This is a genomic window from Mesorhizobium sp. M1423 (genome assembly GCF_040317575.1).
Taxonomy (GTDB): Bacteria; Pseudomonadota; Alphaproteobacteria; order Rhizobiales; family Rhizobiaceae; genus Mesorhizobium.
Genome location: NZ_JAMYKU010000006.1, coordinates 85,021 through 109,767, shown reverse-complemented (window position 1 = coordinate 109,767; position 24,747 = coordinate 85,021). Strand labels below are relative to the sequence as shown.

At 61.7% G+C, this 24,747-nt stretch carries 27 protein-coding genes and 1 pseudogene; 11 read left to right on the top strand and 17 right to left on the bottom strand.

Translation table 11 applies throughout. The annotated features are described in order from the left end of the window. Nucleotides 1-39 precede the first annotated feature (39 nt). From NKG95_RS10090 to NKG95_RS10080, 3 genes are all read left to right on the top strand, one after another. On the top strand, nucleotides 40-831 hold the full coding sequence (locus NKG95_RS10090) for a glycosyltransferase family 2 protein (RefSeq protein ID WP_352482628.1): 792 nt from the start codon (nucleotides 40-42) through the stop codon (nucleotides 829-831). An 89-nt stretch (nucleotides 832-920) separates the two neighbouring features. After that, nucleotides 921-1,643, top strand: coding sequence for a glycosyltransferase (locus NKG95_RS10085; RefSeq protein ID WP_352494621.1), 723 nt, complete (start codon nucleotides 921-923; stop codon nucleotides 1,641-1,643). A 264-nt stretch (nucleotides 1,644-1,907) separates the two neighbouring features. Further along, a complete protein-coding gene (locus NKG95_RS10080) occupies nucleotides 1,908-2,945 on the top strand; it encodes a phosphatidylglycerol lysyltransferase domain-containing protein (RefSeq protein WP_353040563.1) in 1,038 nt (345 codons plus the stop codon). Between the two features lie 598 nt (nucleotides 2,946-3,543). On the opposite strand, the gene NKG95_RS10075 is transcribed toward NKG95_RS10080, so the two are convergent. From NKG95_RS10075 to NKG95_RS10060, 4 genes are read right to left on the bottom strand one after another with little or no spacing between them, the layout of a single operon-like run. Next, nucleotides 3,544-4,809: an ABC transporter substrate-binding protein gene (locus tag NKG95_RS10075; RefSeq protein ID WP_353040562.1), complete on the bottom strand. Its 1,266-nt coding sequence runs from the start codon at nucleotides 4,807-4,809 to the stop codon at nucleotides 3,544-3,546. A gap of 19 nt (nucleotides 4,810-4,828) precedes the next feature. Beyond that, complete coding sequence (locus NKG95_RS10070) at nucleotides 4,829-5,932, bottom strand: ABC transporter ATP-binding protein (protein WP_352482627.1); 1,104 nt, start codon at nucleotides 5,930-5,932, stop codon at nucleotides 4,829-4,831. Nucleotides 5,933-5,934: 2 nt separating this feature from the next. Then, a complete protein-coding gene (locus tag NKG95_RS10065; RefSeq protein ID WP_023717676.1) occupies nucleotides 5,935-6,858 on the bottom strand; it encodes a carbohydrate ABC transporter permease in 924 nt (307 codons plus the stop codon). After that, a complete protein-coding gene (locus tag NKG95_RS10060) occupies nucleotides 6,855-7,751 on the bottom strand; it encodes a carbohydrate ABC transporter permease (protein WP_352482625.1) in 897 nt (298 codons plus the stop codon). Before NKG95_RS10060 ends, NKG95_RS10065 begins: the two co-directional genes overlap by 4 nt. Before the next feature lie 266 nt (nucleotides 7,752-8,017). On the opposite strand from NKG95_RS10060, the gene NKG95_RS10055 reads away from it, so the two are divergent. The 3 genes from NKG95_RS10055 to dusA all read left to right on the top strand — a co-directional run bounded on the left by NKG95_RS10055 (nucleotide 8,018) and on the right by dusA (nucleotide 10,717). Further along, nucleotides 8,018-8,467 carry a VOC family protein gene (locus NKG95_RS10055; protein ID WP_023717674.1) on the top strand — a complete coding sequence of 150 codons (450 nt, stop codon included), beginning with the start codon at nucleotides 8,018-8,020 and terminating at the stop codon, nucleotides 8,465-8,467. A 35-nt stretch (nucleotides 8,468-8,502) separates the two neighbouring features. Continuing rightward, nucleotides 8,503-9,504 carry a LacI family DNA-binding transcriptional regulator gene (locus NKG95_RS10050; RefSeq protein ID WP_031193584.1) on the top strand — a complete coding sequence of 334 codons (1,002 nt, stop codon included), beginning with the start codon at nucleotides 8,503-8,505 and terminating at the stop codon, nucleotides 9,502-9,504. 226 nt (nucleotides 9,505-9,730) lie between these two features. Further along, nucleotides 9,731-10,717 carry a tRNA dihydrouridine(20/20a) synthase DusA gene (dusA, locus tag NKG95_RS10045; RefSeq protein ID WP_353040561.1) on the top strand — a complete coding sequence of 329 codons (987 nt, stop codon included), beginning with the start codon at nucleotides 9,731-9,733 and terminating at the stop codon, nucleotides 10,715-10,717. Between the two features lie 9 nt (nucleotides 10,718-10,726). On the opposite strand, the gene NKG95_RS10040 is transcribed toward dusA, so the two are convergent. Then, a complete protein-coding gene (locus tag NKG95_RS10040; RefSeq protein ID WP_352640859.1) occupies nucleotides 10,727-11,431 on the bottom strand; it encodes a TIGR02281 family clan AA aspartic protease in 705 nt (234 codons plus the stop codon). Between the two features lie 13 nt (nucleotides 11,432-11,444). After that, a complete protein-coding gene (locus tag NKG95_RS10035; protein WP_031193575.1) occupies nucleotides 11,445-11,678 on the bottom strand; it encodes a DUF1289 domain-containing protein in 234 nt (77 codons plus the stop codon). 174 nt (nucleotides 11,679-11,852) lie between these two features. On the opposite strand from NKG95_RS10035, the gene NKG95_RS10030 reads away from it, so the two are divergent. Continuing rightward, nucleotides 11,853-12,851 carry a nicotinate-nucleotide--dimethylbenzimidazole phosphoribosyltransferase gene (locus NKG95_RS10030; protein ID WP_352482679.1) on the top strand — a complete coding sequence of 333 codons (999 nt, stop codon included), beginning with the start codon at nucleotides 11,853-11,855 and terminating at the stop codon, nucleotides 12,849-12,851. A gap of 4 nt (nucleotides 12,852-12,855) precedes the next feature. On the opposite strand, the gene NKG95_RS10025 is transcribed toward NKG95_RS10030, so the two are convergent. Beyond that, complete coding sequence (locus NKG95_RS10025; RefSeq protein WP_023717647.1) at nucleotides 12,856-14,370, bottom strand: sensor histidine kinase; 1,515 nt, start codon at nucleotides 14,368-14,370, stop codon at nucleotides 12,856-12,858. Nucleotides 14,371-14,445: 75 nt separating this feature from the next. Here NKG95_RS10025 and NKG95_RS10020 point away from each other — a divergent pair, with 75 nt between their 5' ends. The 4 genes and pseudogenes from NKG95_RS10020 (at nucleotide 14,446) to NKG95_RS10005 (ending at nucleotide 17,047) form a co-directional block, all read left to right on the top strand. After that, nucleotides 14,446-15,069, top strand: a complete 624-nt coding sequence (locus tag NKG95_RS10020; protein WP_353040560.1) for a thermonuclease family protein — start codon at nucleotides 14,446-14,448, stop codon at nucleotides 15,067-15,069. Between the two features lie 40 nt (nucleotides 15,070-15,109). Next, nucleotides 15,110-15,721: a glutathione S-transferase gene (locus NKG95_RS10015; protein ID WP_023717645.1), complete on the top strand. Its 612-nt coding sequence runs from the start codon at nucleotides 15,110-15,112 to the stop codon at nucleotides 15,719-15,721. Then, nucleotides 15,661-16,352, top strand: a pseudogene (locus tag NKG95_RS10010) (uracil-DNA glycosylase family protein). Before NKG95_RS10015 ends, NKG95_RS10010 begins: the two are co-directional and overlap by 61 nt. Before the next feature lie 203 nt (nucleotides 16,353-16,555). Further along, nucleotides 16,556-17,047, top strand: a complete 492-nt coding sequence (locus NKG95_RS10005; RefSeq protein ID WP_006333679.1) for an Lrp/AsnC family transcriptional regulator — start codon at nucleotides 16,556-16,558, stop codon at nucleotides 17,045-17,047. A gap of 11 nt (nucleotides 17,048-17,058) precedes the next feature. Here the strand turns inward: NKG95_RS10005 and NKG95_RS10000 are convergent, their stop codons facing one another. The 10 genes from NKG95_RS10000 to NKG95_RS09955 all read right to left on the bottom strand — a co-directional run bounded on the left by NKG95_RS10000 (nucleotide 17,059) and on the right by NKG95_RS09955 (nucleotide 24,654). After that, complete coding sequence (locus NKG95_RS10000) at nucleotides 17,059-17,631, bottom strand: DUF3299 domain-containing protein (RefSeq protein ID WP_023717643.1); 573 nt, start codon at nucleotides 17,629-17,631, stop codon at nucleotides 17,059-17,061. Between the two features lie 61 nt (nucleotides 17,632-17,692). Beyond that, nucleotides 17,693-18,274 (bottom strand): GNAT family N-acetyltransferase, encoded by a 582-nt coding sequence (locus NKG95_RS09995; protein WP_352482601.1) that lies wholly within the window; start codon nucleotides 18,272-18,274, stop codon nucleotides 17,693-17,695. Next, nucleotides 18,234-18,938: a DNA alkylation repair protein gene (locus NKG95_RS09990; RefSeq protein ID WP_023717641.1), complete on the bottom strand. Its 705-nt coding sequence runs from the start codon at nucleotides 18,936-18,938 to the stop codon at nucleotides 18,234-18,236. Before NKG95_RS09990 ends, NKG95_RS09995 begins: the two co-directional genes overlap by 41 nt. A 9-nt stretch (nucleotides 18,939-18,947) precedes the next feature. Then, nucleotides 18,948-19,817, bottom strand: a complete 870-nt coding sequence (locus NKG95_RS09985) for an NAD(P)-dependent oxidoreductase (RefSeq protein ID WP_023717640.1) — start codon at nucleotides 19,815-19,817, stop codon at nucleotides 18,948-18,950. 64 nt (nucleotides 19,818-19,881) lie between these two features. After that, nucleotides 19,882-20,709 (bottom strand): ABC transporter permease, encoded by an 828-nt coding sequence (locus NKG95_RS09980; RefSeq protein WP_023717639.1) that lies wholly within the window; start codon nucleotides 20,707-20,709, stop codon nucleotides 19,882-19,884. Further along, nucleotides 20,706-21,419: an ABC transporter permease gene (locus NKG95_RS09975; RefSeq protein WP_023675013.1), complete on the bottom strand. Its 714-nt coding sequence runs from the start codon at nucleotides 21,417-21,419 to the stop codon at nucleotides 20,706-20,708. The genes NKG95_RS09980 and NKG95_RS09975 overlap by 4 nt, the downstream gene beginning before the upstream one ends. Nucleotides 21,420-21,537: 118 nt before the next feature. Beyond that, a complete protein-coding gene (locus NKG95_RS09970) occupies nucleotides 21,538-22,320 on the bottom strand; it encodes an ABC transporter substrate-binding protein (protein WP_023717637.1) in 783 nt (260 codons plus the stop codon). A 212-nt stretch (nucleotides 22,321-22,532) separates the two neighbouring features. Next, nucleotides 22,533-23,042: a molybdopterin-guanine dinucleotide biosynthesis protein B gene (mobB, locus tag NKG95_RS09965; RefSeq protein WP_353040559.1), complete on the bottom strand. Its 510-nt coding sequence runs from the start codon at nucleotides 23,040-23,042 to the stop codon at nucleotides 22,533-22,535. After that, on the bottom strand, nucleotides 23,039-23,668 hold the full coding sequence (gene mobA / locus NKG95_RS09960) for a molybdenum cofactor guanylyltransferase MobA (protein ID WP_352482600.1): 630 nt from the start codon (nucleotides 23,666-23,668) through the stop codon (nucleotides 23,039-23,041). The genes mobB and mobA overlap by 4 nt, the downstream gene beginning before the upstream one ends. A gap of 65 nt (nucleotides 23,669-23,733) precedes the next feature. Beyond that, nucleotides 23,734-24,654 carry a DMT family transporter gene (locus NKG95_RS09955; RefSeq protein WP_353040558.1) on the bottom strand — a complete coding sequence of 307 codons (921 nt, stop codon included), beginning with the start codon at nucleotides 24,652-24,654 and terminating at the stop codon, nucleotides 23,734-23,736. Between the last annotated feature and the right edge of the window lie 93 nt (nucleotides 24,655-24,747).

Genomic DNA, 24,747 nt, shown 5'->3' with positions numbered 1-24,747 from the left:
GAATGACAGCGGCAGCTTTGATGCCGGAACCTTCTGACCGTGCCGGTGCTCTCGGTCGTTATCATCACCCGCAATGAGGAGGCGTCCATCGCGCGCTGCCTTCGTTCGGTGGATTTTGCCGACGAAATCGTCGTTCTAGACAATGACAGCAGCGACAGAACCAGGGACATTGCCGGTGATCTCGGAGCCAAGGTTTTGATGACCCTTGATTGGCCCGGTTTCGGCGCGCAAAAAAACCGTGCGCTTGCCGCGGCAACGGGGGATTGGATCCTTTCGCTGGATGCCGATGAGTGGGTGGAGGCGCCGCTCGGTGCGGAAATCAGAGCCGCAATCGCCGACCCAAAAGGCTATGACGGCTTCGAAATACCGAGAAGATCGCGCTTTTGCGGGCATATTGTCCGCCATGGCGGCTGGTCACCCGATCTGGTGCTCAGGCTATTTCGTCACCGCTCCGGGCGCTTCAGCGACGATACCGTGCACGAGAAAGTAGTGGTGAACGGGAAGGTCGGGCGATTGTCCCAGCCGATCGAGCACGACTCCATCGCCGACCTGGCGGATGCCCACGACAAGATTGGCCGGTACGCCGAAGCGTCCGCCGCGCGGCTGCTTGCCGAGGGCAAAAAAAGCTCGATAGGCAAGGCGGTTTTGCGCTCTGTCTGGGCTTATATGCGCAGCTATGTTTTCCGGCTGGGATTTCTGGACGGTTCCACTGGGGCGATGGTTGCCGCTTATTCCGCCAGCTACACCTATCAGAAATGGGCGCGTGTGGCATTGGGGAGCGAGGCCAATTCCACCCGAACCAGCAAGACCGAGGCCAGGACAAATCTGTGAGAAACCGGCTTGGGCGACCGCCATTGTTGCCGAGCCATCGCCAACTAGTTAGTGTACGACCGTTAAAATCGAAAGCCAGGGTAGTGAATATGACTGATGCGTTTAGGGTATTTATCGGATGGGACAGCCGTGAGCCGATCGCGTACGACGTCGCGCGCCACTCACTGCTCAAACATGCGTCGGCGCCTGTCTCCGTCATTCCGATCAAGCAGGACGAGATGCGTAGCCGCGGGCTGTACTGGCGGGAAAAAGACCCGCTCGCCTCAACGGAGTTCACCTACACGCGCTTTCTGACGCCCTTTCTCGCCGGCTACACGGGTTGGGCCCTGTTTTGCGATTGCGATTTCCTGTGGCTCGGTGACGTCGCAGGCCTGCTGAAATATACGGACTCGGACAAGGCGGTCTATTGCGTCCAGCATGACTATACGCCGAAGGCCACGACCAAGATGGATGGCGTGGTCCAGACATCCTATCCTCGGAAAAACTGGTCGTCGTTGATGCTGTTCAATTGCGCGCATCCCTCGGTCAAATCGCTCACGCCAGAGGTCGTGAACCAGGAAAGTGGCGCCTATCTTCACCGAATGCAGTGGGTTGCCGACGAAGATCTGGGCTCATTGCCGGTAGAGTGGAATTGGCTCGAAGGCTGGAACGAAAAGCCTGCTGTCGGCACACCTAAGGCGGTCCACTATACGAGCGGCGGCCCGTGGTTTGCCGAGTGGCAGAATGTCGACTATGCCGATTTGTGGATAGCAGAACGCGACGAATTCCTGGCTTCAGATCAAGCACAATCTTCTCAGAGCGCAGTTCGATAAGCGCCATCGTGTTTGGCAGGTGAGCGCTTCCGAAGTGGAATCGATTTCGTGTCGCGAAGAGCGCAGCAACCAGCCGTCAGACGCTGGGCGTCGACAACAATGCGTGGTGCCGCCTTGGGGCGGGACCGGGGGCGGATTGTGCCTAAATCTGGCGGTTCCGGCCGGATAAGATGCCGCACCAGGTAAGGATCAGCTCGCGGCAATATGATCGGTCTGGGGTCCGTCAGCTCTTTCATCGGCCTAGCCGGCACGCGAAAGTCGACCATGCCGTCATTGCGAAGACGCCTCGATCGTTTTTTGGAAAACCGCGGGCCTAAAATACCGCGGCTGCAGCTGAACCATGTCGAGCGCCTGGCGCTGGTCCGTCGCCATGGTGATTTTTCCCTTGCCTATTCGGCCGCCGTGCAGAAGGGGCTTCATTACTTCGGCGATGCCCAGGGCTACATCGCTTACGGCAGCAAAACGCGACATCATTTCGCGCTCGGTGATCCAATGGCTGCCCCGGCCGATCGGCGCGACTATATCAAACGTTTCGTCGAGGTTGCAGGCAGCCCGTGGTTCGTGCAGATCGGCGAACAGACGGCGCGCGTGCTTGCCGGGCTTGGCTATCAGGTCAACCGCCTTGGCGTCGACACCAGGCTTGTCCTGCCCGGCCACGACTTTTCCGGAAGGCGCAATGAGACAGTGCGCTATTCCGAACGTTGGCTCTTGAGGAAGGGGTTTTCCTTTGCGGAGGACAACGGGACCGTCTTCCTCGACGAGATTGCCAGGCTCTCCCAGAACTGGCGGGCAGACCGCATCGTCAAGCGCTGGGAGATGAGGTTTCTCAACAGGCCCTTTGCCGATCACCTTGGCATCGACATGCGCCGCTTCGTCCTGCACGGTCCGGATGGAGAGCTCGTTGCCTTGCTGGATTTCGATCCGCTGTTCAGTGACGGCAAGGTCATCGGCTACACCACCTCGTTCAAGCGCAAGCACATCGATGCCTCGGCGCATGCCGAGATCGGCCTGACCAAATTTGCGGTCGACCGCTTTCGCAACGAAGGTGTTTCCGTCGTTACCCTCGGCCTGTCGCCGCTGGTCGAAATCGGACCCAGCGGGTTTGTCGAAAGCGATTTCTGGCGGCGCGCATTCCAGCGCGCCTATGAATCGCCGTGGGTCAATCGCACCCGCTTCAACCTGCAGGGGCAGGCGGCCTTCAAGCGCCGGTTCCACGGTATCGAAGAGCCGACCTATCTCGCCTTTCGCAAGGGGACCTTTTTCGAGGCGCTTTCTCTGCTCCGGCTGATCAGGGCCGTCTAGTGCCTTGATGGATGGGGCTCGTCGTCTCCCAATATGGTCGACCTCTAACCGGCCAGGCTTGGTTGTTTAGGTGGGAAAGGAAGGCGCGGCGGGATGCAAAAGACCGGCTGCGAAGCGCCGGACCGTTCTTGCGGTCGTCCCCTGTCTCGCCGAGGCAATTTTGGCAGCCTGAGAACGGCTCCACGTCAGCGCCAAGGGGTCGGATTCACGGTTGCTGCAGCGTACCGCCAGGAATAACGAGGGTACCTTGGCCCGGCCTCGAGTATCTGAAGCCTATGAAGAACAAAGCAACGATGATCAAACAAATGACGATGACCGCGACGACGCTGCCAGGACGGTGTCCGGTATCTGGCGGTTGGACCATTGCCTTCCCGCATGGCTATCGCCGTTGACCTTCTTCATTCTCCAGCCGAGCATGACGACTGTCAATGGATGCAGGAGTTGCCCCCGCCGTCTGTTGCGCAAAATGTTTTCCCGTGGGTTAGTGGCGGCGCGTTGAGTTGGCCAAATGATCGATCAACCTCTCCCCGTTCACGGGAGAGGGTATCGTCCTTCGACGAACTCGCGAGGCAGGTGGGCGGCGCGGACTCAACCAATGTTACGGGAAGACCGCCGCGTATTCGCTGCGGAAATCCCCGATGACGTCGTCGACCGTCATGCTGGGGTCGCCCTGGAATGTGTACATCGTATTCCACACCGAGTTCAGCCAGTCGGTGTCGGATATGTTGAAAGGATTCTGGACGCTGAAGCCGGGCTTTTTCAGCGAGTCGAGGACGAGCTGGTTGCAGGCGTCGAGCTTGTCGGTCGGAACGTCCAGGCGCACCGGGCTTGATCCCTTGATGGAAGCGAACTCGGCGTTGATCTTGGGGTCGACGACGATACCGGCGAAGTCGAGCTCTGCCTTGAGCACGTCATCGGGCTGACCGCCGAGGATGCCGAACGCATCGACCGTCACCGATAGCGCCTTGGTGCCGGGAATGTTGATGCAGCCGAAATCCTCGCCGAGCACCTTCTTGTTGGCCTTCCACTGACCCTTCATCCAGTCGCCATGGATCTGCATGAGCGTCTTGCCCGAAATGACCGTGCTGGTCGTCTCGTTCCATTGCCGGTTCACCCAGCCCGCGTCGGCCTGGCTGGTGATCTTGCGGAACATGTCGATCGCGTCGCGCAGGCCTTTCTCGTCGAACACAGTCTTGTCAGGCGTTTCACCATAGAAGCGGTTGTAGATGTCCGGGCCGGCAACGGCAGCGACCAGGGCATGAAAGAGATAGCCGGCCTGAAACGTGTTGCCGCCCACTCCGATGAAGGTGAAGCCGGCCTGCTGGACCTTTTTCATGTCGGCGAACATATCGTCGAGCGAGGCCCATTTGGTCGGGTCGACGCCGGCCTCGGCGGCGACCTTCTTGTTGTAGTAGATCATCCCGTCGATATGGACGCCGGTCGGGATTTTGCGGATCTCGCCGTCGACCTTGATTGACTTCAAAACCGTTTCGGGAAAATTCGGCGTCGCCCCGATCTTGTCGAAATAGGCGTCGAGCGGCTCGCCCAGTCCGCGTTTGGTCAGATCGCGATAAAGGCCAGGCTCGGAGTTGATGAACAAATTGGGTGGTGTGCCGGCGACGATCAGGCTGACCAGCGGGCTGGAGCCGGCCTGCTCGTGCGGCACGGCCATCTCGGTAATCTTATTACCTTTCGCTTCGAACGCCTTGACGATCACGTTGAGCGCGCCGATCTCGCTCTCATTCGACCATGTATGGAACAGTTTGAGCTCGGTGGCGGCGGCGCTGGCGAACGGCGCGGCGCCGATCGCCAGCGCCAGTCCAAATGCGCCCAGCAGTCTCTTGGACGTCAGTCTTCTGGACATCGTTTCCTCCCTATTGATGTTAAATCCGACTCCGAGTTTCGGCGTCGAAAAGATTGAACCGGTCGGCCGGAAAGATCGCTCTGACGCTGGCGCCGTCCCGCAGCGCGCCGATCTGCGAATGGTCTACATGCACAGCCAGCAGCTCGTCGGCGGCCGCCAAGAAGGCGGTACCGTCGCTACCGGTCTTTTCGCTGTAGCGCAGCGGCAGGTCGAAGATGGCAGCCGGCTTGCCGCCATTCGGCCTGCCGATCGAGAAATGCTCCGGCCGCAAGCCGACCAGCACCTTCATGCCCGTGGCCGGCTGCCTGATGAAGGAATAGTCGGACAGGTCCATCTCGACGCCGGTCGACCGGTGGGTCGCGACGACGCGGTTGCCGGTGAGATCGATCGTCGTCTCGAAGACGTTCATCGGCTGCGAGCCGACAAAACGAGCGACGAAGAGGTTGGCCGGCCGCTCGTAGATCTCGTCCGGCGTGCCGATCTGCTGGATGACGCCGCCGTCCATTACAGCGATCCGCGTCGCCATAGTCATCGCTTCGACCTGGTCATGGGTAACGTAGACGACCGTCTTTTTGAGGTCGTGGTGGAGCTTCTTGATCTCCAGACGCATCTCGGTGCGCAGCTTGGCGTCGAGGTTGGACAACGGCTCGTCGAACAGGAACACGTCGACATTCTTCACCAGCGCGCGGCCGATGGCGACGCGCTGGCGCTGGCCGCCGGACAGTTGCGCCGGACGGCGGTCGAGCAGCGGTTCGATACGCAACAGCTGTGCGGCCCAGGCGACACGCCGCTCTATCTCGCCGCGGTCGAGCCGTTGCGCCGAGAGGCCGAACTTCAGGTTGCCGCGCACCGTTTTTGTCGGATAGAGCGCATAGGACTGGAACACCATGGCCAGGCCGCGGTCCTTGGGATCGAGATCGGTGACATCGCGGCCGCCGATGGTGATCGAGCCTGCGGTCACCTCCTGCAGGCCGGCAAGCAGGTTAAGCAATGTGGTCTTGCCGCAGCCGGACGGGCCGAGCAGCACCAGGAACTCGCCGTCATTGACGGTGAGGTCGAGATCCTCGAGCACGGTGACGCGCCCGAACTGCTTGACGATATTTTTGAATTCGACCTTCGGCACGGCTATCCCTTGATGGCTCCGGCGGTGATGCCCTGGACGAAGAATTTGCCGAGCCCGAAATAGACCACCAGCGGCGGGATGGCCGTCAGCAAAGCTGCGGCCATGTCGACATTGTAGTGGACCTCGCCGCGCTCGGTGATGACGGTGTTGGCCAGGATGACGGTCATCGGTTGGGCGCCCATGCCGCCAAAGGTGAGCCCGATCAGGAAGTCGTTCCAGACGCTGGTGATCATCAGGATCAGCACGACGATCATGATGTTGCCGGACATCGGCAGGATGATCTCGGCGAAGATGCGCCAGAAGCTACCGGAATCCATGATCGCCGCGTTGATGATCTCGGGCGGCACGTCCTTGTAGAAATTGCGGAAGATCAACGTCAGCAGCGGCATCGCCAGCACGGCGTGGATGACGGCGATCGCCCAAATGGTGCCGTAGATGCCGAGCGAGGCGGTCAGGGCGACCAACGGGATCATGATGATCTGGAACGGCACAAAGGCGCACATGAACAATACGAACAGAAAGGGGCCAGCCCAGCGGACGTTCCACAGAGCCAGCGCGTAGCCGGTGACCGACGCCAGGGCGATCGACAGGAACAGGCTCGGGAACAGAATGGCGAGCGAGATGAAGAATCCGTGCCTGACACCCTCGCACGTCATGCCCGAGCAGACTTCTGCCCAGGCCTTCCACCAGCCTTCGAATGTCCAGGTGGTCGGCAGCGAAAAGACCTCGCCGAGCGCGATCTGGTCCATTGTCTTGAAAGAGGTGACGATCACCACGTAGAGCGGGATCGAAATGAAGGCCGCGCACATGGCGAGGAACACGAGGACGGCGATCGACGCTCCCTTGATGCGGCGGCGCCTACGGGGGTAGACGCGCCCGCCGATGCGCGCGGCCGCTGATGTCTCGTAAGCGGACACGGCATTCATACGGCGGCGGCCTGGCGACGGCGGACTTGCCAGGCGGTGACCAGCATCAGCGGCAGGAAGACGGCAGCCGTGATCAACAGCATGATGACTGCTGAGGCGGACGCGTAACCGATGTTGGAACGGGTCGAATAGGCGTTGATGACGAAATAGGCCGGCGTCCAGGTTGACGTACCGGGTCCGCCATTGGTCATGGCGAGCACGATGTCGTAGGTCTTGACCACGCCGAGCGACAGCAGGATCGCGCAGGTCAGGAACGTGAACTTCAGCATCGGAATGATGATCTCGACGTAGAGCCGCCAGAAGCTCACGCCGTCGAGCTTGGCGGCGCTCCAGATTTCCGTGTTGATCGACTTCAGGCCGGCCAGCATCAGCGCCATGTAGAAGCCGAGCCCGTGCCAGATCGAGGCGAGAATGATACCGTAGATTGCCGTGGCAGGATCGGCCAGCCAGTTGAAATTGGCGCTTTCCCAGCCCAGCTGGTGCAGGAAGTTCTGGACACCGAGGGCCGGGTTGAACATCCAGCGCCAGACGATGCCGGTGACGATCAGCGACACCGCGAGCGGATAGAGAAAAATCGTCCGGAAGAAGCCTTCGCCGCGCTTTTCCTTCTCGATCATCGCGGCCAGGATGAAACCCAGCACGATGGCGAGCGCGCTGCCGATCGCCAGGACGACGACGTTCCGGAGCGAGGTCATCCAGACGCCGTCGCTGAAAAGCCGGTCATACTGGCGCGCCCAAACTGCGGGGTCGATCGCGTAGTCAGGGAAACGACGCGAACGCGTGAACGACATCCAGATCGTCCATCCGATGGCGCCGGCGAAGGCCACCAGGGTGACCGTGAGCGCAGGAATCAGCGCAAGCTGCGGCGAGACCTTGCTCCACCTGAGCGCCATTCGGGTTCCTCCCTCGAAGGCCTGCCTTAGCCGATCGCGGCTCTGGCAATTTTCATATTAGCGTTAAACCAATCATGACGATATCGCTCTGTCAACAGTGACAAGCAAATCGGGATCAAATGGCACCGGGCATTCGAGAAAACGACGCTGCAGCGCAGCAAACCCGCGCTTTGGCGGGTGAGAATTCATATTGACAAAGCGCGCGGCGGGGAGCAAAGGCGATATTAACGCTCATACGAAATTCGACCTATCGGGAGGAAAACGTCATGAAAGGGATCACCGGCTTCGGCCACGCCGCCATCAAGGTGAAGGACCTGGACGCCAGCCTCGCCTTCTATAGGGACAAGCTCGGCTTTCCCGAGATGCTGCGCCTTCACAATAAGGACGGCAGCACTTGGCTGGTGTATCTCAGGATCACGGAAGAGGTGTTCTTGGAGATATTTCCCGGCGCGGAAAACGATCGCGCTCCCGGCTGGAACGCCAACGGCGTCAATCACATGTGCCTGACGATCGATAATCTTGACAGCTTCTGCCCGGCGATCGAGGCCAACGGCATCAAGCTGACCGCACAGATCAAGGACGGGCTCGACGGCAACCGCCAGGCCTGGATCGAGGATCCTGACGGCAATCGCATCGAGCTGATGGAGATGCACGCCGATTGCCTTCAGTACAAGGGTCTGAAACGGTTGCGCGAAGAGGGATTGCTGCCGGCTTAAGTCCTCTCAGGCAACATGGCCAATGTGACGAGATCTTGCAGAGAACCCGTACCCGACTGAAGGACATCGCGGTGGCCACCGGCTACTCGGCGAACACCGTTTCGCTGGCGCTGCGCGGCAGTCTGCGAATTCCGGAGGAAACGCGCGACCGTATCCAGTCGGCCGCGCAGAGCCTGAACTATTTTCCGAACACCATCGCGCAGGCGCTGGTCAGCCGCGAGACGCGGACGATCGGGCTGGTGCTCACCGACATCATGAACCCGACGCTGACGCTGGTGTCGCGTTTCCTCGAGAGGGAGCTCGCCCAGCGTGGTTATTCCCTGATGCTGGCCGCCAGCGACCACGATTCCGCCAAGGAGTGGAGTGCGCTGAACGTGTTCCGCTCGCGGCAGGTCGACGGCATCCTCATCTATCCGACCAACCACGACCGGCTCGACCACATCCGCGCGGTGCGTCAGGTCGGATATCCCGCACTGGTGCTTGCCGATATTCCGGTTGCCGGCCTCGACGTGGTGGCGATCGACGACCGCAGCGGCGGCTACAAGGCGGTCCGGCACCTGATCGAGCGCGGCCATCGTCGCATCGCCATGCTCGACGCGGCGCAGCTGCTCGGCAACAGCGAAAAGCATGACGGCGCGTTTCGCGCCGTGACCGAGGCAGGGCTTCCCGCCGATGCGCTCGTCGTGGTCAAGCCCGGCGGCCATTCGGCGACCGACGGTTTTCAGGCGATCGGCGAGGCAATGAAGCCGAAGCAGCGGCCGACGGCGCTGTTTGCCACGACCGATTCGCTCGCCATTGGAGCGTTGCGCTGGTGTCGCGAGCAGGGCGTCTCCGTGCCCGGCGAACTGGCGATCGTCGGCTATGACAACACCGAAGCGGCGGACTTCAGCTCGGTGCCGATCACATCGATCAACTATGCCGCCGCCGAGGTCAGCAGCCATGCGGTTGAGCGGATCCTGTCGATGATCGGCAAGCCGTTACCGACGCCGATCGTGACGCTGATCGATCCGGAACTGGTGATCCGCCAATCCACCTGAGGCACGGCGCGTTCGATCGTCAGACACGACCAGCGTGGCAGCGCGATGCGCAGTGGCGGAGCGGACGTTGCTCACCCGTTTCATGCGCCCTACGTGTGCAGCGAAAAGTTTGATGTAGCTGAGGGGCTTTCAGTTGCTGCGGCAAAATCGTAAATTCGGTTACGTTTGGGTGGGCATCCTCGCCAAATTGGTCTGACAGAGACATTAAGAAGATAATGAAATGAATATGTTACGCCACAGACTTGCGGTGGCGCCGATGATGGACTGGACGGACCGGCACTGCCGGTTCTTCCATCACCAATTGACGCGCGAGGCGCTGCTCTACACCGAGATGGTGGTGGCAGATGCGGTCATCCACGGCGCACGCGAGCGGCTGCTCGGCTTCGACGACAGCGAACATCCGGTGGCGCTGCAGCTCGGCGGCGCCGATCCGGGAAAGCTGGCCGAGGCGGCGCGCATCGGCGAAGCCTTCGGCTATGATGAAATCAACCTCAATGTCGGCTGTCCGTCCGACCGCGTCCAGTCGGGCACGTTCGGCGCCTGCCTGATGAAGACGCCGGTGCTCGTCGCGGATTGCGTCGCTGCGATGAAGGCGGCGGTGAAAATACCGGTTACCGTCAAGTGCCGCATCGGCGTCGACGAGCAGGATCCGGAACCGGCACTCGATGCCTTGGCCGACGGTGTTTTCGCGGCCGGCGCCGACGCGCTGTGGGTGCACGCCCGCAAGGCCTGGCTGGAAGGTCTGAGCCCAAAAGAAAATCGCGACGTCCCACCGCTCGACTATGGCCGCGTCTATCGGCTGAAAGCCAGAAAACAAAACAAATTCATCGGCATCAATGGCGGCATTCAATCTCTTGCAGAGGCGCTGAGGCATCTCGACCATGTCGATGGCGCTATGCTCGGCCGCGCCGCCTATCACACGCCCGGGATACTGACCGGCATCGATGCCGCGTTTTACGGCGGCACGGCTGAGCCGTTCGATTTTGCCGCGCTGATCGATGCCATAGCGGATTACGCGGCACGCCATATCGAGCAGGGTGGACGCCTCGGGCATGTCACCCGGCACATGGTCGGGCTGTTTCACGGCCTGCCCGGTGCACGCCGCTATCGGCAGATCCTTTCCACCGAGGCGACAAAGCCGGGTGCCGGACCGCAGGTGCTCAAGGCGGCTTTCGCAGAAGTCGATTTCGGCAGGACCGCAGAGGCGGCCTGAGGAAAGAAGTTAATCCCGCAAAATCATGCGATCGCCACGGACGTCGAAGCCCGATAGCGAGCCGATGAAATTCATGCCGAGCAGGCTCTGGCCGAGCGTGCCGGGTGCGGCGATCATGATGGGCATGTCCTTGCGCACGATGCCGCCGATCGACAGCTCATCGGTTTTTACGGCGGCGGCGCGTGTCATGCCGTTGGCGGTAGAGATCGGTATGGTGAAGCGGAGAGCAGCCGAATTGAACCCGACCGCCAGCGCGTCCTCGGCGGTCAGCACGGTGCTGGTTGCGCCGGTGTCGACAACCGTCAGGATCGGCGTGCCGTTGATCGTGACACGCGCTTCGAAATGGCCGTTGCCGGCCTTGTCCAGGGTGACAGTGGCATGGCCTTCGTCCACGCCCAGTGCCAGCGGACTGCCGGGAACAAGGCCGGCGGTGACGCGGCTGGCGAAATCCTGCAACTCATAGCGGTACTGGTAGCCGGCGATCAGCGCCAGCACGATGGCACCCCAGGCGCCGAGGCTGCGGGCCATGGTGCCCAACGGCCTGCCCGATCTGAGCAGGCCGGCGCCGACGAGCGCCGCTAAAGCGCCAAGCCAGATCAGCTGGCTGAAATCGTAATTCTCAATGCCGAACGTGCTGCCGGCGGAATCGTTGAGCATGAGCAGGAGCACACCCGCCCCGATCGCGACGATCAGAATCCACAACAGTCGGTTCATCTCTGCGGCCGGTTCACGAGAGGGCGTCGCGTTCGCGTGCCATGCGGCTGCGACGGGTTTCCCGGCGGGGGCGTCGCTCGACCGTTTCCAGCCTTGCCGGCAGCTCGGCCATGACGCTGCGGCGGGTTTGCGGGGTCATGTCGATCCAGGCGGCGATTTCCTCGCGCGTGCGCCCGCAACCGAAACAGAAACCGGTTTTCATGTCGATCGAGCAGACCAGGATGCACGGGGATTCAATGGCCGTCATGAGGATTTCCTTGGCTAGCCTCCACATGGTGCAACGACAAAGTCAATGCAAGCCCTCCGGGGTGCGCCGCCAACAAGTGCTTTCGCGTCAATACCGCCAAGTTACGCCGAGGTTGTGCCGGCTGGCCAAGGCGGCTATGCCGCTCACCAATTCACAGGGACGATCGCCATCGACATGACCAGCGCGCTGCCTTTCGACGATTTTCGCGACCTTCTGGTGAGCCTGCCGCCGGCAGATATGGCGGCCAACGCCCGCGTGCGCCAGTTGTTTGCCAAGGCAGACAAGCCCAAAGGCTCGCTCGGCCGCATCGAGGACGTCGCCGCCTGGCTCGCCGGCTGGAGCGGCCGCGCGCCACCGGCGGTGACGCGGCCATTGGTGGCGCTCTTTGCCGGCAATCATGGCGTCACCCGCCACGGCATTTCGCCGCGCCCCGCCGCCGCCACGGCAAATGCGGTCGAGCTCTGCGCCGCCGGCGGTGCAGCGATCAACCAGATCTGCATCGCCAACGATCTCGGCTTGAAGGTGTTCGATCTGGCTCTGCACATTCCAACAGCCGACATCACCGAGGACGCGGCACTGGACGAGCGCGGTTGCGCCGCCACCATGGCCTTCGGCATGGAAGCGATTGCCGGCGGCACCGACCTGCTTTGCCTTGGCGACCTCGGCGTCGGCAATTCGACTGTCGCCGCGGCTCTTTGCGCGGCGCTGTTCGGCGGCACCGGCGCCGACTGGGTCGGCCCTGGATCGGGGGCCAACGCAGCGATGCAGAGGCGCAAGGCGGAGGTGGTCGATGCCGCGATGGCGTTTCACGGCGCGAGCCTCAAGGATCCGCTGGAAGCGCTTCGCCGGGTCGGTGGACGGGAATTCGCAGCGATCTGCGGCGCCATTCTGGCGGCGCGGATGCAGAAGATCCCGGTGCTGCTCGATGGGTTTGCGGTGACCGCGGCCGCTGCCGCCCTATATGCCGCCAACCCCGCCGCGCTCGATCATTGTCTCCTCGCAAGCCTATCGCCGGAGCCGGGCCATGCCAAGGCCGCCGAGCGCCTCGGCCTTCGCGCGCTGCTCGATCTGGGCGTCAGCCAGGGCGAGGGGGTAGGGGCGGCTCTTGCCGCTGGACTGGTCAAGGCGGCCGCGCTGACCAGCTCCGGCATGGCAGCCGCGGTCCGCGGTTAAGCATTCAGCGCCGGCGCGAAGCAACCGCCTTGGTCGGCAGCGCCGGCAGTTCCTCCATCACCCGGCTCAGCGGGAAGATGGCGATCGCCTCGGTGCCTTCGCGTAGCCTGGAATGGAGCTGGAATTCGCCGCCATGCATGGCCAGCAGGCCCTGCACGATCGGCAGGCCAAGCCCGGTGCCCTGTTCGGCGCTCTTGATGGCGATCGAGCCCTGGCCGAAGGCCGAGAGTACGATCGGGATCTCGTCTTCCGGTATGCCCGGCCCATTGTCCTTGACGGAGAGATATTGCCCGCCGCCCGCCGTCCAGCCGACGCGCACGCGGATTTCGCCGCCGGTGGCGGTGAACTTGATGGCATTGGACAAGAGGTTGAGCGCAATCTGCCGCACCGCGCGTTCGTCGGCGAACAGGCGCGGCAAGGCGTTTTCGAAATCCTGGACGATGCGGATGTCCTTGTTGCGCGCCTTCAGCTCCATCATGTGGCAGCAATCCTCGACGACGGAGAGCAGCATCATCGGCTCCTCATTGAGCTGGTAGCGACCCGCTTCGATGCGCGACAAGTCGAGGATTTCGTTGATCAGGTCGAGCAGATGCTGTCCGGAGTCATGCACGTCGCGGGCATAGTCGCGATAGGTCGGGTTGCTCATCGGGCCGAGCACCTCGTTGGCCATCACTTCGGAAAAGCCGAGAATGGCGTTGAGCGGCGTGCGCAGTTCGTGACTCATCGAGGCCAGGAAACGTGATTTCGCCAGATTTGCGTCTTCCGCCCGCCGCCGTGCCTCGTCCGACATCGATTTCGCCGTCTCCAGTTCGGCGATCAGCGCATCCTTTTCGGAGCGGAACGACAGCAGCATCAGCGAGGAACGGTTGAGCTGGCGCGCCACATAGGCGAAGAAAGGCAGCGAAGCGATCAGCAAACCTGCCATGATCACTTCGACGGGCAGCCATAGTTTCGCACTGGCATAGGCATAGATGGCGACCGGGAGGGCGAAGGTCGCCAACAGCGCACCGCGCAGGGACGATGCCAGGATCGCGGTTGCCGACATGGCGAGCAGCAGCACCACCGCCTTGGCGACCTGGAACTGATCGATTTGGCAAGTTTCGCAGCCGAGCCATGCGAACCAGGCCCAGCCAAGCCCGCAAAGAAAATGGCCGATCAGGAAATCCCTATGCGTTTCCAGCGGGTTGAGCTCGGACGCCTGAGTGACGCGTCTCGCCATGAATGCAACGATGGTGTAGCAGATGAATGTGAACAGCGCCCAGACGCCGATCTCCTTGCCGACGCCCGCGAGCAAGCCTGCGGCGGCAGTTGCCAGAACGAGCAGCGGGACGACGATCACGCCGCCGGTCATCGACAGCGCGTGGAGCTTCAACAGCTCGCGGTCGAAGTCGGGATTTCCGGCTTGCTGCGAAAGACGGTCGCGCGTCTTGCGGACCGCGCGCGCGACATCGCTGTTGCGATGGCGTTTCCTGCGGTCCACAATAAACTTGTCCGCCGTGGTCGAGCGTTGCAGGGGCATGAAGTCTTCAATTTACGCGGGCAGCAATTTCAAATCGTTAAGCTACGTTCGAATGATTAACCAACGGTTTGCCATATGAGCCGTTCGTGGTCGCGATGGCCGCGCCAGCGATACTATGCGCCGCGCCCGCGAAGCCGGTGGCGCAGGCTGATGGACTATGGGCTGACGCTCATCGTGCTTGGCCTGCTGATCCTCCTGGCGGCGCGCCTCGACCGGGTGGAGACGCGCAAGACGGAGGGCGCGGCGATTGTCAATGACGGCGATAGCATCACCCTCGGCAGCGAGCGTGTCCGCATGCGTGGCATCGATGCGCCGGAATATTCGCAGATCTGCCGCAAGGATGGTGCCGACTATCCCTGCGGCAAGCTCGCGCGGCAGTCCCTGGTGCGGTTGATTGCCGGCAAAGCGGTTTCCTGCAGCGGCTGGCAGCGCGACCGCTACGGCAGGCTGCTCGGCGATTGCAAGGTCGGCGGCAAGGATCTCAACCGCGCTCAGGTCGAGGCCGGCTGGGCGGTCGCTTTTGGCGACTTCGAGACCGAGGAAACCGCTGCGCGCGCAGGCAAGGCCGGCATCTGGGCCGGAACTTTCGACGAGCCGAAGAACTGGCGCGAGAGCCACGGGCACGAGCTGGTCGAAAGAAAACACGGGACCTTGGCGTCGATCGGCGACGCCCTGCGGGAGATTTTTCGCTTCTGGTGAGCTGCGCCTATAATTCGTCGTACGGACGAGGAGGATAGAGATGAAGCTGTTCGACGGCGGGCGCGCGCCCAATCCACGTCGGGTTCGGATTTTCCTGGCTGAAAAGGGAGTTGAAGTTCCGCTGGTGCCGGTCGACATGGGTGCGCTGGAGCACAAAGAGCAGCCGGTCAGCTCGCGCAATCCGCTGAAGCGTCTGCCGGTGCTCGAACTCGACGATGGCACCATCATCACCGAGTCCGTCGCAATCTGCCGTTACTTCGAGGAACTGCACCCCGAGCCGGCTTTGTTCGGGCGTGGTGCGCTGGGCAAGGCAATCGTCGAGATGTGGCAAAGGCGCGTGGAGTTCAATCTGTTCGGCTGCGTCTCCGCGGCGTTCCGGCATATCCATCCCGCAATGAGGGAATGGGAGATCCCGCAAATCCCCGAATGGGGCGAGGCCAACAAGCCGAAGGCGATCGAATTCCTGAGATTTCTGGACACTGAGCTCGCCGGCAGGGAATTCGTCGCCGGCGATACCTATTCGATCGCCGACATCACCGGGCTGGTCGCCATCGACTTCATGAAGCCGGCTCGCATCAAGGTACCCGAAGAGTGCACCAACGTGCTGCGCTGGTATCGGGCAATCTCAAGCCGGCCGAGTGCCGCCGCCTGACAATGAGTTCCGAATGAGCGAAGAGTTGGAAGCCTTGGCAGCGAGGGTACGCGCCTGCCGCATCTGCGTCGATAAGCCGGCCGGCAGGCCATTGCCGCACCAGCCGCGTCCGGTGCTCAGGCCATCTTCGAGCGCCCGCATCCTGATCGCCAGCCAGGCGCCGGGTACCAAGGTCCACGTGTCAGGCATGCCGTTCACCGACGCCTCCGGCGACCGGCTGCGAAGCTGGCTCGGCGTCGGCAGCGAGGAATTCTATGACACGGACAAGTTTGCCATTGTGCCGATGGGCTTTTGCTTTCCGGGTCAGGACGCCAAGGGCGCCGACCTGCCGCCGCGCCGCGAATGTGCGCCGGCCTGGCGCGTATCGCTGATGGCGCTGATGCCGCAAGTCGATCTGGTGCTGACGATCGGCATCTACGCGCAAAGCTGGCATATGGGCGCGGCGCGCCGTCCCTCGCTGACAGAAACAGTCTTGGACTGGCGCGCCATCTGGGCGGCACCGACTGACCCGAAAGTCCTGCCGCTGCCGCACCCGTCCTGGCGCAACACCGGCTGGCTGAAGCGCAATCCATGGTTTGAAATGGATTTGCTGCCATTTCTAAGATCGGAAATCCGCTATCGCATCGGCTAGGCATTCAGCAAGAAATCACTCGCTTTCGCGCTATTCGACAGAATTTCTTTCTTGTAAAAGGCCATGACAAGAGGGAATATGGTAATCTATTCCTCGAAGCGCGCAGCGCATGAGGGGACGCGCTTTAAATTCTTGTTTTTATGCATATCGTTGTGCCAAAGCCGCTGCGCACTTTGGACGACTTGCATCAGGGGGAGCACCCAATGGACCGCCTCGATAGAAAAATCCTCCGCCTCCTGCAGGAGGATGCGACGCTTGCGGTCGCCGACGTCGCCAAGAAGGTCGGCCTGTCGACGACGCCGTGCTGGCGGCGCATCCAGAAGCTCGAGGAAGAGGGCGTCATCAAGCGGCGCGTCGCCATCCTCGACCATGAAAAGGTCAATGTGCGGGTCACGGTGTTTGTGTCGATCCGCACCAATTCGCACAGCCATGAATGGCTGCGGCGCTTTTCGGAGGTCATCCAGGAATTTCCCGAAGTGGTCGAATTCTACCGCATGAGCGGCGATGTCGACTATCTCTTGCGCGTCGTGGTGCCCGACATCGCCGCCTACGACGCCTTCTACAAGCGGCTGATCGCCAAGATCGAGATCCGCGACGTGTCGTCTTCCTTCGCCATGGAGCAGATCAAATACACCACCGAGATGCCGCTGGATTACATGGTGCTCGACAAGGAGTCCGGCGCCAACGCCGCTTGAGATTCTTCTGCTTAGTTCTTCTTTTTGTTGAGGAAAGTCCAGGGCGAGTTGACCGGCAGCGTGATCGTGTCCGGCACGGTGTCGACGTTGACCACCTCGGCCTTGCGCACAGTGTAGCCCGACTGGATGACACTGACGCCGTCAAGGATGAAAAGCTGGCTCTTCTCCATGCCTGGCTCTAGTGCGCCAGTTATCGAAACCGGCTGGTAGGCCTCGGACATCCGGTAGGGTTGCGCAGGCGTAACGAGGACGATCTGGTTGGGCGGTGGCGTCGGCATATGGCTGCAGGCCCCTGTCCAGGGCACCAGCAGGAATTGATAGACGAGATCACCGTCGCGATCGACCGGCAGTGCGTAGCCCGCGAGCTGCACGGTCTGGTCCTGCAAATCGTGAGAGAGCGTTTCGCCATGATCCGGCATTTTGGCCGCGATCATTGGCAGTCCGACGCTTTCGGCGGCTGCCTGGGTCGCTGGGCGCAGATCCTTCCAGAAAATGTGCATGGTCCCAGCGGAAGCGCTTGCCGCGATGGCGGACGCCAACAAGGCAGTCGCCAAGACCGCGCCTGATTTAAAACGGTTGCTCATCGCTGCTCCGCTGTTGAGCCTTGATCTGCGGACATCAAGTAAAGCTGCCGCTGTCCACTGGTCAACGCTCAAGCCGCATCACATGCCGGCGCGAGCCGGCTATGCCAATCTCGCGAAAGCCACGGGCGACGAACATGCCGCGAAACCCCATGAAGCTGTAGCTCGGCGAAGCATCGTCGACCGGATAGGCCTCGATCATCCTGGCGCCTTTGGCAACGGCGTGATCGATGGCCGCGTCGAGCAATGCGCTTGCCAGCCCGCCACCGCGCAGCGCTCTCGGTACATAGAAGCAGACGATCGACCAGATGCCCATCTCGCTATCGTCCTGCTGCCGCGACAGCCTGCGGTAGGTCTCGCGCGGCGCGACCGAGCACCAGCCGACGGTCCGGCCATCGATCTGGGCGACAATGCCGACCGGCGTGCCAGCCTCGATCAGCGCCATCATCGCGCGTTTCTTCTCGTCGTTCTCGACATGCTCGCGGCGGTCGAGGTTGCGCCAGGCCATGCACCAGCAATATTTCGGCCCGCCGGGTTGCTCGAACAGGTTTTCGAAATCAGCGCGCGTCGATTGCGTCACCTCCGTGAAGCGCACTTTGCTCAGGTCAAGCTTTTCTGGCGGCGAGCCGTTCGAGCGTCTTGGCATCGGAAAGTTCCTTCACGGCGTCCTTGCCGATCCAGCGCGCAGTCCTGTCTGTCGAGGCCGCTAGTTTTTGCGCCAGGGCAAGGGCAGGGCCGTGCAAATTCATCGATCGTTTGCCGATCGAACGAAGCGCCCAGTTCACCGCCTTCTTCACAAAATTGCGGCCGTCGGTCGCATGCGCTTCGATGATCGACAGGAATTCGAGGAAGGTCGCCTCGGGTTCCTTCTTCCGGTGGACCACCGACCAAGCCATCATCGCAAACGCCGTGCGCCGAACGAATTCCCGTTCGTCGACCGCGAATTCGGCGATCAGTTCCCTCCAGCAATCCGTATCGACAAAGAGATCGGAGACCCCGTCGACGATATCCCACGAGTCGAAAGTCGCCGCCCATCGTCTTGCATCCGCGGCGGAGAACCGCTCTGGATCGGCGGTCACGGAGGCGATGAACTGCGCCTCCATGATGCCTGTCTGCCAAAGCTCGAAGGCACGGTCATGGTTGCGCTTGATCTTCTTGGCAATCTGCCGCTGCACGCCATGCGAGATACCGAGCGCACGTTCGATCTTGATGCCGTAGCGCAGCATGCCAAGGCGATTTTCCTCCGAGGCGATCGAGCGCAGATGAGCGACGATTTCGTCGGCGCTGGATTGAGGCGAAAGCTCGGCCACGGTGAAATCCTATTTCTCCAGCCGCGCCAGCAGCGAGGACGTGTCCCAGCGCTTGCCGCCCATCGCCTGCACGTCCTTGTAAAACTGGTCGACAAGTGCCGTCACCGGCAGTTTGGCGCCGTTGCGGTCGGCCTCGGCGAGGCAGATGCCAAGATCCTTGCGCATCCAGTCGACGGCGAAGCCGAAATCATATTTGCCGGCATTCATCGTCTTGTGGCGGTTCTCCATCTGCCAGGAACCGGCCGCGCCCTTGGAAATCACCTCGATCACCTTTTCGATGTCGAGCCCGGCCTGCTTGCCGAAATGGATACCTTCGGCCAGTCCCTGAACGAGGCCGGCGATGCAGATCTGGTTGATCATCTTGGTGAGCTGGCCAGCCCCTGCCGGTCCCATCAACCCGACCATGCGGGCATAAGCATCTATGACCGGCTTGGCCCTGTCGAAGGCGTCTGGCTCGCCGCCGACCATCACGGTCAGCACGCCGTTCTCAGCGCCTGCCTGACCGCCGGAGACCGGAGCGTCGAGGGACGAAAACCCGAGCGCTTGCGCCTGCTGCGCCAGTTCGCGCGCGACCTCGGCCGATGCCGTGGTGTTGTCGACGAAGATGGCGCCCTTCTTCACTGAATTGAAGGCGCCTCCGGCGCCGGTCGTCACCGAGCGCAGATCGTCGTCATTGCCGACGCAGGAAAAAACGAAGTCCTTGCCCTCGGCCGCCTCTGCCGGCGTCACGGCGAAGCTGCCGCCATGCTGGGCAACCCACTGCTCGGCCTTGGCCCTGGTGCGGTTGTAGACAGTGACGTCGTGACCGCCCTTGTTCTTGAGATGCCCGGCCATCGGATAACCCATGACGCCAAGACCGAGAAATGCCACCGAAGCCATGTTTTCGAATCCCTTAGAAACCTGCTTTGCGGCCTTCTTATCGGATCAGGCAAGGGGATGGGAGTCAGCGGTGCAGATGGATGGTGATACGCCGTTCGATCCACTCGACGCCGTGGCGCAATGTTTCGACGATGACCAGATAGATGATCGCCGCCCAGATATACGACTGAAAGTCGAAGGTGCGCGCATAAGTGAGCCGGGTGATGCCCATCAAATCGTAGACCGTGATGATGGCGACGATTGCCGAGCCCTTGATCATCAGGATGATCTCGTTGCCATAAGGGCGCAGCGCCACAATCAGCGCCTGCGGCAGGATGATTTTCCACATCGTCTGCAGTTTGTGCAGGCCGAGCGAGGCGGCACCTTCCCATTGGCCCCTTGGCACGCTCTCGATCGCGCCACGCAAAATCTCGGCCTGGTAGGCGGCCGTATTCAGCGAAAAGGCGAAGATCGCGCAGTTGAACGCTTCGCGGAAGAAGCCCCACAGGCCGACCATCTCGAGCTCCGGTCGGAAGGAGCCGACCCCGTAGTAGACCAGGAAGGTCTGCGCCAACAGCGGCGTGCCGCGAAAGAAATAGACATAGGCATAGGCGAACCCCGAAAGGATCGGATTGTTCGACATACGTGCATAGGCGATCGGCACCGACAGGATCGCACCAAGCACAATCGAGATGGCAACCAGCAGCAGGGTGATGCCAAGGCCGGATATGTAGCCGGGTGCATATTTCTGGAAGAACTCCGGGTTCCACGCAGTGACCAGGTAGACGACCACGCCAATGCCGAGAGCGATCCACAGGCCGACCAGGACATGGCCGAGGATGCGTTGGCGCGACCAGCCGCGTGCGGGCGGCGGCGGCCGGTCAACCTTCAGCGTGTCGGTGGCCAGGCTCATCTCTTGACCTCGCTGCCGCCAACCGCTCGTTCGATCGCATTGATGCCGAAGGAGGAGACGATCGCTAGCAGGAGATAGATCAGGCCGGCAAAACCGTAAAACAGGAAGGCGTGCTTGGTGACGCGAGCGGCAACCCCGCTCTGCCGGAGGATCTCGTTGAGGCCGACGGCCGAGACGAGCGCGGTGTCCTTGAGCAGGATCAGCCAAAGATTGGCAAGTCCGGGCAATGCGATGCGGATTAACTGCGGCAGTACGATCAGCCGCATCGTCTGGCCGCTGGACAGGCCAACCGAATAGCCTCCCTCATATTGCCCTTTTGGAATCGCGCGGAAGGCGGATAAAAACACCTCGCTGGAATAAGAGGAGAAGATGAAGCACAGCGCGATCATCCCGGCGACGAAGCTGTTGACGTCGGCCGATGTCCCGGGGCTCACCAGCCGGACAATGTATTGCAGGATTAATGGGATGCCGAAGAAGATCAGAAACAGCGTGAGCAGCTCGGGTATTCCGCGAAAGATCGTGGTGTAGATGTTCCCGGCCAGTCTCAGCGACGGCTCTTCCGACTGTTTGGCCAGCGCCACGAAAAAGCCGAGCGTCAGCCCGAAGGGCAGCGTGGCCAGCGCAAGACATACTGTGACAAACACACCCGCGGCGATGTCGTCGAGCCAGCCTTCGGGTCCCCAACTGAGAAGCGTCAGTGCGCTCTGCATCCGCCTGCCTGTTCTCCTTAAGGCTCGTTGAGACCCGTACCGCATCACCCCTCGTGCGCGGCATCCTTATAAGAACGGCGGGAATCTCCCGCCGTTCACGTTGTCCTATGTCGGTCGATCAGGACTCGCCGCCGTAAACGTCATATTTGAAGTATTTGTCGTTGATTTCCTTGTACTTTCCGTTTGCGCGGATCGCGTCGATCGCCGCATTGAACTGGTTGACCAGGTCGGTCTCGCCTTTGCGCACGGCAATGCCGGCGCCCGGACCGTGGATTTCGATGACGGGCTTGATTGTGCCGACCAGCTTGCAGCAGGCGCCGTCCGGCGAATCCAGCCATTGCTGCAGCACGACGATGTCGTCATTGGCGGCATCGAGCCGGCCATTGGCCAGATCGAGCTGGTATTCCTGCGCGGTCGGATACGGCTTGACGGTGCTGTCGGTGTAAGTCTTGGTCGAATAGTTGAAATGCGTGGTGGATGCCTGCACGCCGATCGTCTTGCCGGCCAAATCTTCCTTGGTGACACCCTTGATATCAGTGTCCTTAGGCGCGGCGATTGCCGGCGGCGTATTGTAATATTTGTGGGTGAAGTCGACCTTCTCGGCGCGTTCCGGGGTGATCGACATAGACGCGACAATGGCGTCGAACTTGCCTGCCTGAAGGGCTGGAATGATGCCGTCCCAGTCCTGCGCGACAAAAGTGCACTTCACCTTCATCTCGTCGCACAGTGCCTTGGCGATATCGATATCGAAGCCCACGAGCTGGCCGTCGGCGGTGAGGTTGTTGAATGGCGGATACGCTCCTTCGGTGCCGATCCTCAAGGTTTTTTCCTGGGCCTGGGCAACGCCAAGCGTCAGCAGCGCAGCCGATGCGGCGAGCGCGATACGCAGTGCAATACGCATAATGGTCCTCTCTGTTGGTCCCGGCCGTCGTTCCCGAACGGCTCTGTGGGCGGTGCTTTTGACCGCCCGCTGGCGCGATACTCCCATTCTTTCCCAAGAAAAAGCAACTGCAAAACCGCCGCTTGAGGGAAGGTCATGTTCAGAAAACGGTGACGCTGGGTCAAACGCCTAAATGGAGAGAAAGTGGCGGGAAGCTCCCCGCGGCCGCAATCTCAGCGCGTCAGGCCGGTGGCGCGTTCGATGAAGTCGGCTATCGAATTCGTGTCGTCGAGATCGAAGACCGGCAAGCCTTCGCCGACAATGGGAAAGTCGGAGGCGACGGCGATAATGTGTGGATCGCCTGCCGAGAGCGGTGTCCGGTCCTTGGCCTCGAGCCGTCGCGTCTCGATTTTCTTGTGCGCCTCGCGCTTGTAGCCCTCGACCAGCACGATGTCGGAGGGTGCCAGCCGTGACAGGATCGCCTCCAGCGTCGGCTCGTCCTCGCCACGCAATTCGTGCATCAGCGCCCAGCGCCTGCCCGACACGATCGCCACCTCCATCGCTCCCGCCTGGCGGTGGCGAAAGCTATCCGCTCCAGGTTTGTCGATGTCGAAATCATGATGGGCGTGTTTTACAGTCGACACTTTCCAGCTGCGCCGGACGAGTTCGGCTACCAGCTTTTCGGTCAATGTCGTCTTGCCGGAGTTCTTCCAGCCAGTGATACCGAAGATACGTCTGTTCATGGCTCGATGCTCTGCAACAGATGCGCGGCCCGGGCAAGGTCGTCGGGAGTGTTGATGTTGAAGAAGGGATCGATCTCGGCCCCTCTGGATTTCAGGATGGGAAAATCCACTTCGACAAAACCGTGCCGGTCGATGAACGCCGAAACGCGCCGGTTGTCTTCCTCGACGAGAAATTGGCGCAAGGCCTGGTCGAGCCCCAGCGGCCAGAGCGCAAACGTCGGATGCCGTTTGCCGCCGGAACAGGCAACGGCGATCGAGCCCGGGCGTGCATAGGCTGCCGCGAGCAGCCGCTCGACCATATCCTTGGGCAGGAAAGGCGTATCGCCTGCAGCCGTGACCAGCGCCTGGCAAGTGGTGTCGGAAGCCCATTCGAGGCCGGTCAGGATCCCGGCAAGCGGCCCGGCATAACCCTTGACGGTGTCGGCAAGCACGGGAAGCCCCGTCGCGGCAAACCGTGCCGGATCGCCATTGGCGTTGAGCGCCAGCGGGCCGACCTGCGGGCCAAGGCGCGAAACGACACGGTCGAGCAGGGTCCCATCGCCAAGCGCAAGCAGCGTCTTGTCGCCGCCGCCCATCCGGCTCGACCGGCCGCCGGCCAGAATGATCCCTGCGATATCTCGGCCCATCGTTTGCTGCTAGACCCTATGACCAAAATCAAGTTTTCAAATCAGACGGTCGTCAACGGTCGCGCCTATATGCCGTCCGGCGCCATGTCCGGTCCAGCGCTTTCGGCAGCCGTCTTTTGCCGGCCGACGATCCGTTCGCGGTAGAGCGCATAGAGGCCTGAGGCGATGATGATCGTGGCACCGACGATCATCGGCAGATCGGGGACATCGCCGAAGATCGTGAAGCCAAGCAGGATCGACCAGAGCAGGGCGGTGTAGCGGAACGGCGCGATGAAGGAGATATCGCCCACCCGCATGGCCGTGATGATGAACTGGTAGCCGATGAGCACAAGCACCGCCGCCAGCGCTAGGAACGCCGTGCTTTTTCCTGTCATCGGCGTCCAGCCGCCCATCGGCGAAAGCAGCGCCGCGCCCAGAACGGTCATGGCAAGTGCGGTGGCGGTCGACACCAGCAATGTCGGAATTGCCTGCGGTATCCGCTTGGTGGCGAGATCGCGCACCGCACAGCATGCGACGCTGGCCAGCGCCAGCAGAGAAAAGACGCTGAACCCTTCGAAGCCCGGCCGCACGATGATCAGCACGCCGGCAAAACCGACGGCAATGGCCAGCCAGCGCCGCCAGCCGACGCCCTCGTTGAATACAAGCGCGGCGCCCATCGTCACCGCCAGCGGCAGCGCCTGCAGCACGGCGGAGACATTGGCGATCGGAAGATGTGCCAGAGCAACCAGGAACGACACCGTGGCGCCGGCCTCGCTGGCGACGCGCAGCGCAACTGTCGGCTGCAGCATCGAGCCAGGCCGGGCAAGCGCGCCGCGTTGCCACGCAAGCAGGGCAACGAAAAGCGAAGCGAAGGCGCCGCGGATCAGCATGACCTGCGCCATGTTCATCGATTCCGACGAGAATTTGGTGATTGCATCGTTGAGGGTGAAACCAATCATGGCCACCATCATGAACAACGCGCCGCGCAGATTTGGCGAAAGAGGCAAGGCGATTACCGGGTGAGTCCTGCAGCAAGCGTCTAGCAGGCACCCGCAAAACAGCAACGTCAAAGGGCTGGGCCACAGCCTTTCTGTGGCCCG